The organism is Deinococcus metalli (genome assembly GCF_014201805.1).
Lineage (GTDB): Bacteria > Deinococcota > Deinococci > Deinococcales > Deinococcaceae > Deinococcus > Deinococcus metalli.
On the sequence record NZ_JACHFK010000001.1, the window covers coordinates 835,068 to 849,199 of the forward strand.

Consider the following 14,132-nt stretch of genomic DNA (forward strand, 5'->3'; position numbering starts at 1 on the left):
CCCATGACCAACGCTGCAACCGGAGGCGTCAGCAAACGCAGCCTCGTCCTGCTGGGCGGCCTCGCGGCCCTGGCTCTGAACCGTGACACGCGCCGCGCCGTGGTGGGCACCACCCGTCAGGCGTGGCATGACGCCGCCGCCACCCTCGACGACCGCGTGAAACCCGCCCTGGCCCAGGCCGCTTCGCAGGCGCAGGACCTCGCGGCCGAGGCGGCGCGCCGCGGGGCGGCCGGCATCGAGACCTTGCGCGAGGAAGCGCCGGTGCGGGCGCAGTCCCTGCTGGAGTCGGCGCGCGAGACCGCCGGCACGCTGGCCCACAGCGCCCAGGACAGTGCCACGGACCTGCTCGGCACGGCGCAGGCCGCCACGCAGCAGTCGGGCAAGCAGGCCCGACTGGCGCTGAAGTCGGCGCGCCGCACGGCCGCCAGCACCCTGGACGACGTGGTGAAGCCCGCGCTGGTTCAGGCCCAGGACACCGGCCTGGGGCTGCTGGCCGGCGTCCAGGAGCGCGTGCAGGACGCCTTGGGTGAGGGCGCCGACGCGGTGGTCAGCAAGCGCCGGCAGGCCGAGAAGTCGGTCGCCCGCGCCCGCCGCGATGCCGAGAAGCAGCTGCGCACCGCCCGCAAGGAATGGAACCCGCAGAAGCTGGAGAAGGCCGTGAACCGCAAGGTCGCCGGTCTCCAGAAGGAACTGGGCCGCGAGCTGAAGGTGCTGGAGAAACAGGCCCAGCGTGCCCGGCGCGACGACCGCCGCAGCGGCGCGGGCGGCGCCCTGACCGCGGCGGTGCTGCTCGGCACGGGCGCCGTGGTGCTGGCGCGGGTGCCGGTCGCCCGGCAGGGCATTCTGAACGCGGTGGGCAGTGTCAGCCCCGACGCGGCGGACGCGCTGCACCGCGCGGGGCGCAATGTGCGCAACATCGTGGGCACTGTGTGGATGGAACGCTTGGAGGAACCCAAGGCACCTCCGGCTGCGGCCGCGACCAGCCAGGTCGGCACGGCCTACGGGTCCGCGCCGGCCCAGCCGACTCAGCCCACGCCCCCGGCCGGCGAGCCGAAGCCCGACGACGCCAAACAGGGTGATCCCACCAAAAACTGATCACGGCACGGAGACGCGAGGATGGAGTCCAGGCTCCATCCTCTTTCTTGAGTTCGATGCAGGTGAGCCTGTCTCCGAAAACCGGACACGCTTGGTGTCGGGAGGGTCCAACCCGGCGTGACACGAACGGACGGTCTCAAACGTACCGGACGGCAACCCATCCATTCACCGCAACACTTAGAGGGGGGTTAGTGTCGCGCCCCCCCGCCACCGCCAGGGGTGCTGTTCCCAGCAATGTGACAAACGGTGGTTTGGCTGGAAGCGCTTCACTGTGGACAATGCGGGCCAGCCCACGATCCATCGGCCCCGCCGGGTTCCGGCCCGCGTTCACGGAGGAGTTCCAATGAGCCTGACCGCCAGCAGCCCGCTCGCCGACCTCGGCATCCACCGCGCGACCATCCACCTCAACCCCAGCGTGGACCAGCTGTACGCCGACGCGATCCGCCTGGGCGAGGGCGTCCGAGCCGCCACCGGACCGCTGACCGTCCGGACGAACAAGGGCGGCCGCAGTCCGAAAGACCGCTTCATCGTCGAGGATGATCTGACGCGCGACACCGTGTGGTGGGGCGGCTTCAACGCTCCGATCACGCCGGAGGTCTTCGACCGCCTGCTGGCCCGCATGACGGCGTACGCCGAGGGCCGCGAACTGTTCGTGCAGCAGGTGTACGCCGGCACCGACCCCGACCACCGCATCGCGGTGCGGATGGTCACGGAGATGGCGTACCACAGCCTGTTCGTGCACAACATGTTCGTGCGGCCCACCGCGCAGGAGCGGCTTGATTTCCACGAGGACTGGACGGTCCTGAACATCCCGTCGTTCCGGGCCGATCCGGAGCAGGACGGCGTCCGCAGCGAGACCTTCATCCTGGTGAACTTCACCCGGCGCATGATCATCGCGGGCGGCACCCAGTACGCCGGCGAGAACAAGAAGGGCATCTTCAGCGTGCTGAACTACCTGCTGCCGGCCCAGGGCGTGATGCCGATGCACTGTTCGGCGAACGTGGGCGAAGGCGGAGACGTGGCCCTGTTCTTCGGCCTGAGCGGCACCGGCAAGACCACCCTCAGCGCGGACCCGGCGCGCAAGCTGATCGGCGACGACGAGCACGGCTGGACCGACGACGGCGTGTTCAATTTCGAGGGCGGGTGCTACGCGAAGGTGATCCACCTCAACCCCCAGGCCGAGCCGATGATCTACCGCACCACCCGCACGTACGGCACGGTGCTGGAAAACGTGGTGCTCGACCCCGCGGGCGTGCCGGACCTGAACGACGGCAGCCTGACGGAGAACACCCGCAGCGCGTACCCGATCGAGGAAGTCGCCAACCACCAGCCGGGCGGCCGGGCGGGACACCCCAAACACATCGTGTTCCTGACCGCCGACGCCTTCGGGGTGCTGCCGCCCATCAGCCGCCTGAGCCCAGAGCAGATGATGTACCAGTTCATCAGCGGCTTCACCGCCAAGATTCCCGGCACCGAGGAGGGCGTGACCGAGCCCAGCCCGACCTTCAGCACGTGCTTCGGCGCGCCGTTCATGCCGCGGCACCCCGGCGAATACGCGCGGCTGCTGGCCCGCAAGGTGCAGCAGAGCGGCGCGCAGGTGTGGCTGGTGAACACCGGCTGGACCGGCGGCATGTACGGCGTGGGCCACCGCATGAGCATCGGGCACACCCGCGCCCTGCTGAACGCGGCCATCGGCGGCGAGCTGGACAGCGTGCCCTTTGAGCGCGAGCCGTTCTTTGGGCTAGAGATCCCGACCGAGGTCCCCGGCGTGCCGGCCGAGGTGCTCAATCCCCAGCGGGCGTGGGCCGACCACGACGCGTACGCCCGAACGGCGCGCAAGCTGGCCCGCATGTTCCGCGAGAACTTCACGCGCTTCGAGGCCGGTGTAGACCCGGCCGTGACCGCGTCCATGCCCAACCCGGACAGCTGAACCGGACCCACGGCAGCGGCAGGCAGAGGGCTCATCGCCTCTGCCTGCCGCCCTGTGCGTGGCCGTGCCCATGACGTGACGCTGACGGACCTCGCCCACCATGAGGGCACGACACGGCACCAGCAGACAAGGAGGCAACGATGACCGTCCTGACCCGCCCAGACCCCCTGACCCCGTCCGACCCCCCAGCCCCGGCCGATCCGGACGACCGAAGGCCCAGGCTGCTGGCCGCCGTGCTGTTCGCAGCGCTCGCCGGCTTCGCGCTCGCGCACCTGGCGGTCGTGGCGGGCCTGCTGCTGCTGGCGGCGGCCGTGACCGTCGTGCTGGCCCTTCCATAATCAGCGCGCGGAGGGGCCGTTGACTGTGGCCCCTCCGCGCGCCGGACGTGAAGGCTATTCCTTGACGCCCCCGGCGACGGCGCCGCCGACGAAGAACTGCTGGAAGCCGTAGAACAGGCCCACGATCGGCAGGGCGCCCAGCGTGGCGGCGGCGGCGAAGATGCCCCACTTGGTGCTGAACTGGCCCGACGTGAACGACAGCAGCATCACGCCGACCGTCCATTTCTCCACGCCGGTCAGCAGGACGTTGGCGAGGATGAACTCGGCGTAGGTGCCGATGAACTGGTTCAGGAAGATGAACACCAGAATGCCGCCCGACAGCGGCAGCACCACCCGCACGAAGGTCTGCCAGCGGGTCGCGCCGTCCACCATCGCCGCTTCCTCCAGCGATTCCGGCAGGGACTCCACGTAGCCCTTGAAGATCCAGGTGTTGAAGGCGATGGCGCCGCCCGAGTACGCCAGGATCAGGCCGGTGAAGGTGTTCGTGAGGCCGAGGATCACCATCAACGTGTACACGGCGACCAGCGCCAAGAACACCGGGAACATCTGGATGAAGATGAAGAACAGCAGCATCTGGAAGCGGCCCGGGAAGCGCAGCCGGGCCATGGCGTACCCGGCGGTGGTGGACAGCAGGATCGCCAGCAGGCCGGTCAGGCCCGACACGAACAGCGTATTGCGCACGGACAGCAGGAACTTGCTCTCGTTGCCCTGCCCCGTGAACTGCGCGGGCGTCATGAAGATCACGATGATCGCCAGGGCCGCGATCAGGACCCGCAGCGCCCACGTGCGCGTCTGCTTCAGGCCGGCGCTGTCGCGGCCCAGGCGGGTCATCAGGGCGAGGATCAGCACGACCGCCAGCGCGGCGCCGCCGATCACGGCCAGCAGCACCTGCCACCCGGGAATGGTCAGGCCGTCGAAGAGCTTGCCGTAGTTCTCCAGGCTGAGCACCTGCAGGTTGGGCAGCAGGCCGCTGCGGTACAGGATATTCGGGTTGCTGAAATCGGGGAACGCGAAGAGTGAGTTGCGCGGGTCGAACGCGGCGATCACCACGTACAGCAGCGGGTACACCGCGACCAGCACCACCAGGATCAGGAACAGGTGCGTGAGCTGGTCACCCAGCACCGCCGCGTAACTGATCTTGCGGCCCGTGCGCGCGATCCCGATCCGCTGCCCGAGCAGACTGGTCAGGGCCAGGACGCCGCTGGCGACCAGCAGGAACAGCAGGAAGCGCACCCAGCCGCGCTCGATGAAGTAGATGGTGAAGCTCTTGGGCCGGCCCTGCATGTTGTGCGACAGCGCGGCGCCCAGCACGATAAACCCGATAACCAGCGCGGCCAGCACGATCCACGGCACGGCGCGCCGAAGCGGGCCGGGCTCCTGGTGCACGTACCCGCCGGGCGGCAGACTGGGCGCAGACTTCTGAGGAACGCTGGTCACTTGCGGGCCTCCTCGAACACGCCGGCCGCCTTGAAGTTCACGAGGCTGATGGCGAGGGTCAGGAAGAAGATGATCAGGGCGATGGCGCTGGCCAGGGCGTAGTTCTGACCGCCGCTGCTGGCGAAGGCCGTGTTGTAGCCCCACGACAGCAGGATGTCGGTGCTCTGCGCGGTGCTCTCGCGGCCTTCCTGCGCGGGGCCGCCCTGCGTGAGCAGGTAGATGATCCCGAAGTTGTTGAAGTTGAATGCGAAAGCCGAGAGCATGATCGGCGTGAACGACGTCCTGAGCAGCGGCAGCGTGATGTTCATGATCTGCTGCCAGCGGCTGGCGCCGTCGATGCTGGCGGCCTCGTACAGGTCCTCGTTGATGGTGGCCAGCGCCGAGATGGTCGCGGTCATCATGTACGGGAAGCCCAGCCACAGGTTCACGAGCAGGATGCTGACCTTGGCCCACAGCGGATCGCCCAGCCACGGCACGGCCGCGAAGCCCAGCAGGCCCAGCGACTTGTTCACGATGCCGAACTGCTGGTTGAACAGCGCCACCCACATCTGCACGCTGATCACGGCCGGGATGGCCCACGGCAAGAACAGCAGCGTGCGGTAGATGTTGCGGCCCTTGAGGCGCTTGTTGAACAGCAGGATGCCCAGGATCAGCCCGGCCAGCGTGTTCAGGATCACGGTACCCAGCGCGAACACCACGGTCCACACGAACACCGGCCACAGGGCGCGGCTGGCGCGCGAGAAGATGTCCTGGAAGTTCTTGAGGCCCACGCGCTCGTAGCGGTTCAGGCGCGTGGCGTTGGCGACCTTCAGCGTCTCGGCCACCGGGGCCTGCAACGTGATGGCGCTGCCGGACACGCTCGCCACCTTGGCGCGCACCGGCACCGACGCTTCCTCGTCATAGAGGATCACGGTGTCCCCGTTACACGACGGGGTGCGGCACTTGAGGTACGTAGGCAGGGTCTGACCGTCGGGCACGCTGGCCAGCGTGACGGTCCGGCGGTCGGCGCTGAGCGTCGCGCCGGTGCGCACACCGCTGTCGGGGTTACCGCTGTTCTCGCCGGAGTAGTTCGTGAAGGCGTAATTCACGGTCAGGACGACCGGCAGCACCGTGAACGCCAGGATGAACACCAGCGCCGGGAAGATGTAGTACCAGTTGGTGATCCAAGGAAACAGCCGGTACGTGATCGGCATCAGCACGATCAGGGCCAGCAGCACCCAGATCAGGATCAGGTACGGCGGGGCGGACGCCCACACCTGGGCGGTCACGCTGGAGATCAGCCAGCCGGCCAGCGCGGCGATGCCGAGCATGACCAGCAGGATAGCGATGGCGATCAGCACGCCGCGCGTCCCCTGGGGCGGGACCAGTGGTCGGCTGGCCGCAGGTGGGGTCATGGTCTCGATCATTTGTTCCTCCCTATCAATCCGGTTCGCCCATGATGAATCGAAATCCCGCGTTTAGCAAGAGCAAAACAGGATTGTATGAGACGTTCGGCATTCCACTCCAGAACATGCGCCCCCGTCACACAACGGAACGGAATCTCTTGCCTTCCCTACGGGATTGGCAACGATTCCGTCCTGTTTCCGGGCATGGCCCGGCGTTCCATTGACTAGACTTACTTGATGTTGCCGTTGATCTCGGTCACGGCCTTGTTCAGGATCGAGTCGTAATCCTGGTTGGGCTTCTGCACGCTCTGGGCGATCGCGGCGCTCCACGGTCCCCACACCGCGCCCATCGCGGGCACGTTGGGCATGGGCGTGCCGGCCGAGATGGACTTGCCGAAGCCCACGACCACCGGGTCGGCCTTGAGCTTGGTGCGGGCCGACAGGCTGACCGGAATGCGGCCGCCGGCCTTGTTGAACGACACCTGCGCGTCGCCGGTGGCCACCGCCTTGGCGAACTGCGCGGCGAGCGCCTTGTTCTTGCTGTAGGCGTTGATCATGGTGCCCTGCACGCCGACGAAGGGGCTCCACTTGCCGGTCGCGCCGGGAGGCGTGGGGAACGCCGTGATGCCGTAGTCGACGCCGGCCTTCTTGATGTCGCCCATGTCCCACGGACCGGTGAGCAGCATAGCCAGCTTGCCGTCCACGAAGGCGCTCTTGGCGGCGCCGCCGTCCACGCCCTCGGGCACGAGATTGTACTTGTAACGCAGGTCGTTCAGGAACGCGCTGGCCTTGTCGGCGCCGGCGTTGGCCAGGCCGACGTCCTTGGTGTTCAGGGTGCCGCCGTTGTTCTTGAAGACGTAGCCGCCGTACGCGCTGATCACGCCGTACTGCATGTACGCGTTGGACAGGTCAGCCAGGTAGCCGAACTTGCCGTTGCCGGTGTTCGACTGCGCGACCTTCAGGAAGTCGGCCCACGTGGTGGGAGCGTTCGGCACCAGCTTCTTGTTGTACACGACGGCCACGGCCTCGGCGTACATGGGGATGCCGAACAGCTTGCCCTGGTACGTCATGGCGTTCACGGCGGTCTTGTCGAGGTCGGTCTTGGACGTGACGTACTTGTCCATCGGCTCGATCACGCCGGCGGCGGCGAGGGCGCCGAGCTGGTCGTGCGGCAGGGTCAGCAGCAGGTCCGGGCCCTGGCCCTTGGGCGCGGCCTGGATGAACTTGTCCTTCATCTGGTCGAGCGGCACGGTGACGATGTTGACCTGATTGCCGGTCTTCTTCTGGAAGGCGGCGGCCTGATCCTTGAGCCACGCCAGTTCAGGGCCGCCGAAGTGCGACCAGACGGTGAGGGTGGCGGCGCCGGCCTGGGTGGCGAGGGCGAGGGACAGGAGGGTGAGTGCTTTTTTCATGGGACTCCTTGACGCGTGGTGAACCGCTTCCATAACGGAGGCGTGCCGCGGCGCAGCGGAGATGTCGCTGCGCTTGGGGTGAGCGCCGGCGGCTCGTATTCGGGATGCTCGTCGGCATTATAGGTTCCGCCGCCTGACTTGACAATGATCAGACGGCTGACTTTTACCGCTACAGTCACCATTTTGTGACCTTCGACGCACTCGTGGGCGGGTGGTCACGAGGCCAATGACCGTCCCAGGACATTTGAGACCTGACCGACCGGTCAGGCGGGGCGTATCATGCCACCATGACGGCCACCATTCCCCCGAGCGGCCCCACGGGCCGGGCCAAGTTGATCCTGTTCCTGACCATCTTCAGCGCCATGCTGGGCCTGAGCATCCTCTTCCCGATCATCGCGCCGCTGGGCCGCGAACTCGGTCTGAGCGAGACGCAGACCGCGTGGTTCTCGACCGCGTACTCGCTGATGCAGTTCGTGTTCTCGCCCATCTGGGGCGCGCGCAGCGAACGCAGCGGGCGCAAACCCGTGCTGCTGCTGGGGCTGTGCGGCTTCGCGCTGTCGTTTGGGCTGTTCGGCGTGATCGCGGACCTAGGCCTGCGCGGCGTGCTGGGCGGCACGGCCCTGTTTGCCCTGCTGGTCGCCGCGCGCGTGCTGGGCGGCATGCTCTCCAGCGCCACGCTGCCCACCGCCCAGGCGATGATGGCCGACCTGAGCGCCGCCGGCGACCGCGCGGCCGGCATGGGCCTGATCGGCGCCGCCTTCGGCCTGGGCGTGGTGTTCGGCCCCGGCCTGGGCGCCCTGCTGAGCACCCTGGGCCTGACCGCGCCGGTGTACTTCAGCGCCGCGCTGGGGCTGCTGACCGCCGTGGTGGCCGCCCGCGTGCTGCCCGAGACCCGGCACGCCCGCGGCGCCGCGGTCACCGGCACCGACCGCCGGACCCTCTTCGCGCGCCCCGGCATTCCGCTGTTCCTGGCGCTGAGCGCCCTGACCACCCTGGCGTCCGTGGGCATGGAGCAGACCATCGGCTTCTTCGTGCAGGACACCCTGCACCTCACCCCGGCCGGGGCGGCGCGCTCGGTGGGCGGCATGCTCGCGGTGTTCGGCGTGGTGGCCGCGCTGGTGCAGGGCGGCGCGATCCGCCCGCTCGCCAAGCGGGTGCCGCCCACCCCGCTGATCGCCACCGGTCTGGCCGTGATGGGCGCCGGCATGCTGCTGCTCCCGGGTATGACCTCGTTCTGGCCGATCACCGCCGCCCTGGCCGTGATCGGCGTGGGGAGCGCGGTCCTCAGCCCCAGCCTGAGCGCCGCCCTGAGCCTGAGCGTGGGCGAGGACGAGCAGGGCACCGTGGCCGGCCTGAACTCCAGCGCCCTGGCCCTGGGCCGCATGACTGGCCCGCTGATCGGCACGGGCCTGTACCAGCACGTCGGCCACGGCGCTCCGTACCTGCTGAGCGGCGGCGTGCTGGGCGCGGCATTGCTGTGGACGCTGGTCGTCCGGCCCAAGGTCACGGCGCAGACGCCCGTGCCCAACTCCTGACCGGCCGGCGCAGTGGGCAGACGGCCGTGATCACTCGCGCGGGCCGTATGCTGGCCGGATGACCCGTCCCTCCACTCCGTCCCGCCGGCCGGTGCCGCCCAATCCGGCCAGAGACCTCGGCGTGCGCGTCCTGATGCGCGTGATGGCCGGGGACGCCTTCGCCGCGCCGGCGCTGGACGCCGCGCTGGCCGGCGCCCACCTCAGCGCCCGCGACGCCGGGCTCGCCACGCACCTCGTGTACGGCACGCTGCGCCGCCACGCCAGCCTGCGCGCGGCGCTGGCACCGCTGCTGAGCGCCGACACCCACCCGAAGGTGTGGACCCTGCTGCTGGCCGGCACCTTCGAGAAGCTGCACCTGGGCACGCCCGCGCACGCGGTGGTCAGCGAGTACGTGAACCTCGCACGCGACGCCCGGCTGGCCCCACCGGGGCTGGTGAACGCCGTGCTGCGGCGCGTCGAGCCCGTGCCCACATCGCCCGCTGCCGAGCTGCCAGGGTGGCTGGCCGACATCGTCCACGACGCCTACGGCACACAGGCGAACGCCGTGATGGCCAGCCTGCTCGAACCGCAACCGCTGTGGCTGAGCCTGTCGGACGCGGGCGTCGCGTCCCTGGTCGCGGAGGGCAGCACGGTCACGCCCGGCCCGCAGGGGGTCGACCGGGTAGAGCTTGCCCGGCCGCTGCGCGAGACCGCCGCGTACACAGACGGTCAGGCGCAGCCGATCAACCCGGCCAGCCTGGCGTGTGTGGCGGCGCTGGGCGACGTGCAGGGCGCGCGGGTGCTGGACCTGGCCGGAGGCGCGGGCATCAAGGCGGCAATGCTCGCGGCGCGCGGCGCGGCCGTGACCAGCGTCGACGTGCAGGCCCGCAAGCACGCGGCCGCCCGCCGGAACCTGCGTCGTCTGGGCCTGGACGCGGCGTTCGTCACGCACGACCTGACGCAGCCGCTGGACGTGGAACCGGCGGCGCTGGTGCTGCTTGACGCGCCGTGCACCGGCACCGGCACGCTGCGCAGCCACCCGGAGATCAAACTGCGCCTCACCCCGGACGGCGTGCGGGCCGCGGCCGTGCTCCAGACGCAGCTGCTCGACACCGCCGCGGCCGTGGTCGCTCCCGGCGGCGTGCTGGTCTACTCGGTGTGCTCGGTCACGCCGGAGGAGGGCCGGAATGTCATCGCGTCCTTCCTGAACACGCACCCGGCCTTCCACGCCGAGGCCGTGCCCGGCGTGACCGTGCCGCACGTGCCGGCCGGCCCCGGCGTCCTGACGGTGCCCACGGACGGCGTCGACGGGTTCTTCATCGCCCGGCTGCGCCGCGCGGACGCCTAGAGGCCCAGCGCGGCGTCCAGGGCGATCTCGATCATCGCGTGGAAGGTCGACTGCCGCTCTTCGGCGGTGGTCTCCTCGCGCGTGACGAGATGGTCGCTGATGGTCAGGATGGTCAGGGCCCTGACGCCGTACTTGGCGGCCAGGGTGTACAGGCCGGCCGCTTCCATCTCGACGGCCAGCACGCCGTACTGTGCCCACAGCCGGTACTGCTCGAAGTCGTCGTGGTAGAAGGTGTCGCTACTCATGATGTTGCCGACGTGCGTGGCGTGCCCACGTTCGCGCGCCAGCCGCGCCGCGCGTTCCAGCAGCCCAAAGTCCGCGATGGGCGCGAAGGTCTTGGCCCCGAACCGGATGGTGTTGATGTTGCTGTCGGTGCATGCCGCCTGCGCGAGCACCACGTCGCGCACGTGCACGTGCTCCTGGTAGCTGCCGGCCGTGCCGACGCGGATCAGGGTCTTGCAGCCGTAGTCCTGGATGAGTTCGTTCACGTAGATCATCGAGGACGCGATGCCCATGCCGGTGCCCTGCACGCTCACGCGCTGGCCACGGTACGTGCCGGTGTAGCCGTTCATGCCGCGCACGGTGTTGTGCAACGTGGGATTGTCGAAGAAGGTCTCGGCGATGTGCGTGGCGCGCAGGGGATCGCCGGGCAGCAGGACGGTCTCGGCGATCTGGCCCGGCTGGGCGCTCAGGTGAATGCTCATGGTCGTCAGGCTAGCAGGGGCGGGCGCCTCAGCGTTCGGCCAGCGCCGTGGCCACAGCCGCCAAAAAGTCGGCGGGCTGTTCGGTCTGGCCCTGCGCGAGCGCCGGTTTGCCGCCCCCCTTGCCGCCGGTGTGGGCCAGCACCTGCCGCAGCAGCGCTCCGGCGTCCACGTCCGCCCGGCCCGAGCCGACACCGCAGCGCCCGGCGGGCGTGACGGCCGCGACCACGTCGCCTACCCCGGCCGCGCTCAGCACGGGCAGTAGCAGGGCGGGGTCGTCCACGGCCACGGCCCGCAGGACGGCGGTGCCGACGACCTGCGCCGCCGTGCCCGCGACCAGCGTCCGGGCGTGGGCGTGCCGCAGCGTGTCCAGCTCGGCGTGCAGGGCGTCCCGCTCGGCCCGCAGCGCGTCCACCCGTTCGGTCACGCGGGCCACCGGCACGCTGAAACTCTGGGCCAGGGCGCGGGCACTCCTGTACACGCCGCTCAGGTACGCGCTCGCCTCCTCGCCAGCCATGAAGACCACGCGGGTCAGGCCGCCCTTGATGCGCTCGGTGCGCAGGACCACGACCGGCGCGGCCATTGCGGCGCGCGGCACGTGGGTGCCGCCACACGCGCTCACGTCGAAGGGCGTGCCGGCGGCGTCCTGGAAGATCACCAGCCGCACCTGACCCCGCACCTTCGCCGTTCGCCGCAGCGGGTAGCGGCCCAAGTCGTCCTCGGCCACCACGGGCGTCGCAAGGATCAGGTCGCCGCGCCCGAGCGTCTTGCGCAGCAGCGCCTCGGCGGCGTAGACGTCCTCCTCGCCGGGATCGCCGCGCAGGTCGAGGGTGCACTCGGGCGACGTCATGCTGACCGCCTCCACGGCGAACGCCGGGTTCACGCGCGCAAAGGCCTGCGCGAGCAGGTGCTCGCCGGAATGCCGCTGCGTGTGCCGCCAGCGGCTGCCGGCGTCCACGGTGCCGCTCACCGCCGCGCCGAGAGTGGGCATATCTCCGTCCAGCTCGTGCCAGATCTCCCCCGTCGCCTTCACCTTTCGGGTCGTGGTGACGTGCGCGGAGCCGCCCGGCCACGCCAGATCGCCCACGTCGCCCGGCTGGCCGCCGCCCTCGGGGTAGAAGGCGGTGGCGTCGAGCTGAAGGCGCGGGCCGTCCACGGCCGTGACGGTGGCCGTGAAGTCCAGGCGGGGCGGCAAGTCGTGGTACAGGGCGCGGGTCATGACCGGCAGGGTAAAGCCTGCACGCGGCCCGGAACGGTGAGGGCCGGCAGGCCCGGCTACACTCGGGGCATGCTCGTGTACCACCTGCCCGGCACCTTCGACACCCGCGACGCGCACCTCGACCTGCTGTGGAGCGCCGGCGCGACCGGCCTGGAGGAACGCGCCGGCGTGATCCGCGCGTACTTCGACGACCAGACGGACCTGCCCGCGCCCGTAGCGGACGGCGAGTGGCGGCAAGAAGCCGACCAGGACTGGCTGGCCGAGTTCAAGGCGACCCTGCGGCCCGTCACGGCCGGGCGCGTGACCATCGTGCCGCCGTGGCTCACGCACGAGGTCCCGGCTGGGCAGGTGCCGCTGATCATCGAGCCGGGGATGGCCTTTGGCACCGGACACCACGCGACCACGCGCATGGCCGTCGAGGCGCTCTCACAGCTCGACCTGAGCGGCCTGGGCGTGCTCGACGTGGGCACCGGCAGCGGCGTGTTGGCCATCGCGGCCACGCTGCTGGGCGCGGAGCACGCGCTGGGCGTGGACATCGATCCGCAGACCATTCCCATCGCGCAGGAGAACGCGGAGATCAACGGTGTGCCCGCCGGCCGCGCCGTTTTCGTCGAGGGCACGCTGGGCAGCGACCTGCCGGAACACACGGCGCCGGACGCCACCTATGACGTGCTGGTGGCCAACCTCTACGCCGAGCTGCACGACCTGCTGGCCGGCGAGTACGCGGCCCACCTGCGGCCCGGCGGCCCGCTGATCCTGACGGGCATCCTGACCGGGAAACTCCCGCTGGTGCAGGACGCCCTGGCACGCGAGGCCTTCGCGGACGTGACGGTGCGGCACAACGGCGAGTGGGCGCTGGTCACAGCCCGCGCGCCGCAGTGACACGGATTCCGATGGATTCCGTCCTATTTTCGGAATCACTCCGACCGCAGGAAGAAGGACAAGATACGGATGGCCGGGAAGCGGACTGGGACAGCTCCGCAGGAGAGAACCATCCAGCGCTTTCCCGAGTGTTCCGGAACTGGATGGAATCCGTATGACCCGCCGGACAGCCGGGCCGGCGGGCGGGCACCGCGTGCTCGTGCCGGAGCTGCGGGACGTGATGATCCTCGGGCCGCGAGAGGTGCGCCACCTGCACGTGCTGCGCGTGCGGCCGGGTGACACCGTGCGCGTGTTCGACGGCGACGGCCACGAGGCCGAGGCGACGGTTGCCACGCTGGACGACGCGCGGGCCGAGCTGCACCTGGGCACGGCGCTGGCCGGCGCGTCCGAGACACCGATGCCGCTGACCCTGGTCGTGGCGCTGCTCAAGGGCGACAAGCTGGCGGAGGTGGTGCGCGCCGCGACGGAACTCGGCGTGGCTGACATCCGCCTGATCGTGACGGCCCGCGCGGACGTGCGCGAGATCGGCGCGCAGAAGCTCCAGCGTCTGGAGCGGATCGCGCAGGAGGCGGCCAAGCAGTCGCGCCGCACCGTCATCCCCGACGTTCACGCGCCCGTGACCGTGGGCGACCTGACATGGCCCGGACAGCTGTTCGTCGCTCAGCCCGGCTCGACCACACGGATAGGCGACGTGCTGGACTGGGCGGCCCCGGTGACGGTGCTGACCGGCCCGGAAGGCGGCCTGACTGACGCGGAGGTGACGGCACTGGCGGCGCGCGGCGCCATACCCGTCACGCTGGGGCCACGCATCCTGCGGGCGGAGACGGCGCCGGTCGCGCTCCTGGGGGCCATCGCCGCGCTGGGGCGCTGA

General features: G+C 70.0%; 12 protein-coding genes. 7 read left to right on the top strand and 5 right to left on the bottom strand.

Annotation, left to right across the window (positions count from 1 at the left end; all coding sequences use genetic code 11):
- Positions 1-3 precede the first annotated feature (3 nt).
- The 3 genes from HNQ07_RS04065 (at position 4) to HNQ07_RS04075 (ending at position 3,363) form a co-directional block, all read left to right on the top strand.
- Positions 4-1,095, top strand: coding sequence for a hypothetical protein (locus tag HNQ07_RS04065; protein ID WP_184109587.1), 1,092 nt, complete (start codon positions 4-6; stop codon positions 1,093-1,095).
- Between the two features lie 343 nt (positions 1,096-1,438).
- The gene (gene pckA, locus HNQ07_RS04070) at positions 1,439-3,025 is read left to right on the top strand and encodes a phosphoenolpyruvate carboxykinase (ATP) (RefSeq protein WP_184109588.1); all 1,587 of its coding nucleotides are present in this window, start codon (positions 1,439-1,441) and stop codon (positions 3,023-3,025) included.
- Positions 3,026-3,165: 140 nt separating this feature from the next.
- Complete coding sequence (locus HNQ07_RS04075; RefSeq protein ID WP_184109589.1) at positions 3,166-3,363, top strand: hypothetical protein; 198 nt, start codon at positions 3,166-3,168, stop codon at positions 3,361-3,363.
- A 54-nt stretch (positions 3,364-3,417) separates the two neighbouring features.
- Here HNQ07_RS04075 and HNQ07_RS04080 read toward each other — a convergent pair whose 3' ends face one another.
- The 3 genes from HNQ07_RS04080 to HNQ07_RS04090 form a co-directional block, all read right to left on the bottom strand.
- A complete protein-coding gene (locus tag HNQ07_RS04080; RefSeq protein WP_184109590.1) occupies positions 3,418-4,800 on the bottom strand; it encodes a sugar ABC transporter permease in 1,383 nt (460 codons plus the stop codon).
- Positions 4,797-6,194: an ABC transporter permease subunit gene (locus HNQ07_RS04085; protein WP_184109591.1), complete on the bottom strand. Its 1,398-nt coding sequence runs from the start codon at positions 6,192-6,194 to the stop codon at positions 4,797-4,799. Before HNQ07_RS04085 ends, HNQ07_RS04080 begins: the two co-directional genes overlap by 4 nt.
- Before the next feature lie 221 nt (positions 6,195-6,415).
- Positions 6,416-7,597 carry a sugar ABC transporter substrate-binding protein gene (locus tag HNQ07_RS04090; protein ID WP_184109592.1) on the bottom strand — a complete coding sequence of 394 codons (1,182 nt, stop codon included), beginning with the start codon at positions 7,595-7,597 and terminating at the stop codon, positions 6,416-6,418.
- A 287-nt stretch (positions 7,598-7,884) separates the two neighbouring features.
- Here HNQ07_RS04090 and HNQ07_RS04095 point away from each other — a divergent pair, with 287 nt between their 5' ends.
- Positions 7,885-9,132, top strand: coding sequence for an MFS transporter (locus tag HNQ07_RS04095; RefSeq protein ID WP_184109593.1), 1,248 nt, complete (start codon positions 7,885-7,887; stop codon positions 9,130-9,132).
- A 58-nt stretch (positions 9,133-9,190) separates the two neighbouring features.
- Positions 9,191-10,459 carry an RsmB/NOP family class I SAM-dependent RNA methyltransferase gene (locus HNQ07_RS04100; RefSeq protein ID WP_184109594.1) on the top strand — a complete coding sequence of 423 codons (1,269 nt, stop codon included), beginning with the start codon at positions 9,191-9,193 and terminating at the stop codon, positions 10,457-10,459.
- Here the strand turns inward: HNQ07_RS04100 and deoD are convergent.
- Together deoD and HNQ07_RS04110 are read right to left on the bottom strand one after the other, a co-directional pair.
- Positions 10,456-11,163: a purine-nucleoside phosphorylase gene (gene deoD / locus HNQ07_RS04105; RefSeq protein WP_184109595.1), complete on the bottom strand. Its 708-nt coding sequence runs from the start codon at positions 11,161-11,163 to the stop codon at positions 10,456-10,458. The genes HNQ07_RS04100 and deoD overlap by 4 nt on opposite strands.
- A 28-nt stretch (positions 11,164-11,191) precedes the next feature.
- Positions 11,192-12,379, bottom strand: a complete 1,188-nt coding sequence (locus HNQ07_RS04110; protein WP_184109596.1) for an alanyl-tRNA editing protein — start codon at positions 12,377-12,379, stop codon at positions 11,192-11,194.
- 69 nt (positions 12,380-12,448) lie between these two features.
- Between HNQ07_RS04110 and HNQ07_RS04115 the strand changes: the two genes are divergently transcribed.
- Positions 12,449-13,261 (top strand): 50S ribosomal protein L11 methyltransferase, encoded by an 813-nt coding sequence (locus tag HNQ07_RS04115; protein WP_184109597.1) that lies wholly within the window; start codon positions 12,449-12,451, stop codon positions 13,259-13,261.
- A 154-nt stretch (positions 13,262-13,415) separates the two neighbouring features.
- The gene (locus HNQ07_RS04120; protein ID WP_184109598.1) at positions 13,416-14,132 is read left to right on the top strand and encodes a 16S rRNA (uracil(1498)-N(3))-methyltransferase; all 717 of its coding nucleotides are present in this window, start codon (positions 13,416-13,418) and stop codon (positions 14,130-14,132) included.

Bases quoted from the DNA above. Each gene is read 5' to 3' on its own strand.
- HNQ07_RS04065 (WP_184109587.1), top strand. From the start codon at position 4: ATGACCAACGCTGCAACCGGAGGCGTCAGCAAACGCAGCCTCGTCCTG.
- pckA (WP_184109588.1), top strand. From the start codon at position 1,439: ATGAGCCTGACCGCCAGCAGCCCGCTCGCCGACCTCGGCATCCACCGC.
- HNQ07_RS04075 (WP_184109589.1), top strand. From the start codon at position 3,166: ATGACCGTCCTGACCCGCCCAGACCCCCTGACCCCGTCCGACCCCCCA.
- HNQ07_RS04085 (WP_184109591.1), bottom strand. From the start codon at position 6,194: ATGACCCCACCTGCGGCCAGCCGACCACTGGTCCCGCCCCAGGGGACG.
- HNQ07_RS04090 (WP_184109592.1), bottom strand. From the start codon at position 7,597: ATGAAAAAAGCACTCACCCTCCTGTCCCTCGCCCTCGCCACCCAGGCC.
- HNQ07_RS04095 (WP_184109593.1), top strand. From the start codon at position 7,885: ATGACGGCCACCATTCCCCCGAGCGGCCCCACGGGCCGGGCCAAGTTG.
- HNQ07_RS04100 (WP_184109594.1), top strand. From the start codon at position 9,191: ATGACCCGTCCCTCCACTCCGTCCCGCCGGCCGGTGCCGCCCAATCCG.
- deoD (WP_184109595.1), bottom strand. From the start codon at position 11,163: ATGAGCATTCACCTGAGCGCCCAGCCGGGCCAGATCGCCGAGACCGTC.
- HNQ07_RS04110 (WP_184109596.1), bottom strand. From the start codon at position 12,379: ATGACCCGCGCCCTGTACCACGACTTGCCGCCCCGCCTGGACTTCACG.
- HNQ07_RS04115 (WP_184109597.1), top strand. From the start codon at position 12,449: ATGCTCGTGTACCACCTGCCCGGCACCTTCGACACCCGCGACGCGCAC.
- HNQ07_RS04120 (WP_184109598.1), top strand. From the start codon at position 13,416: ATGACCCGCCGGACAGCCGGGCCGGCGGGCGGGCACCGCGTGCTCGTG.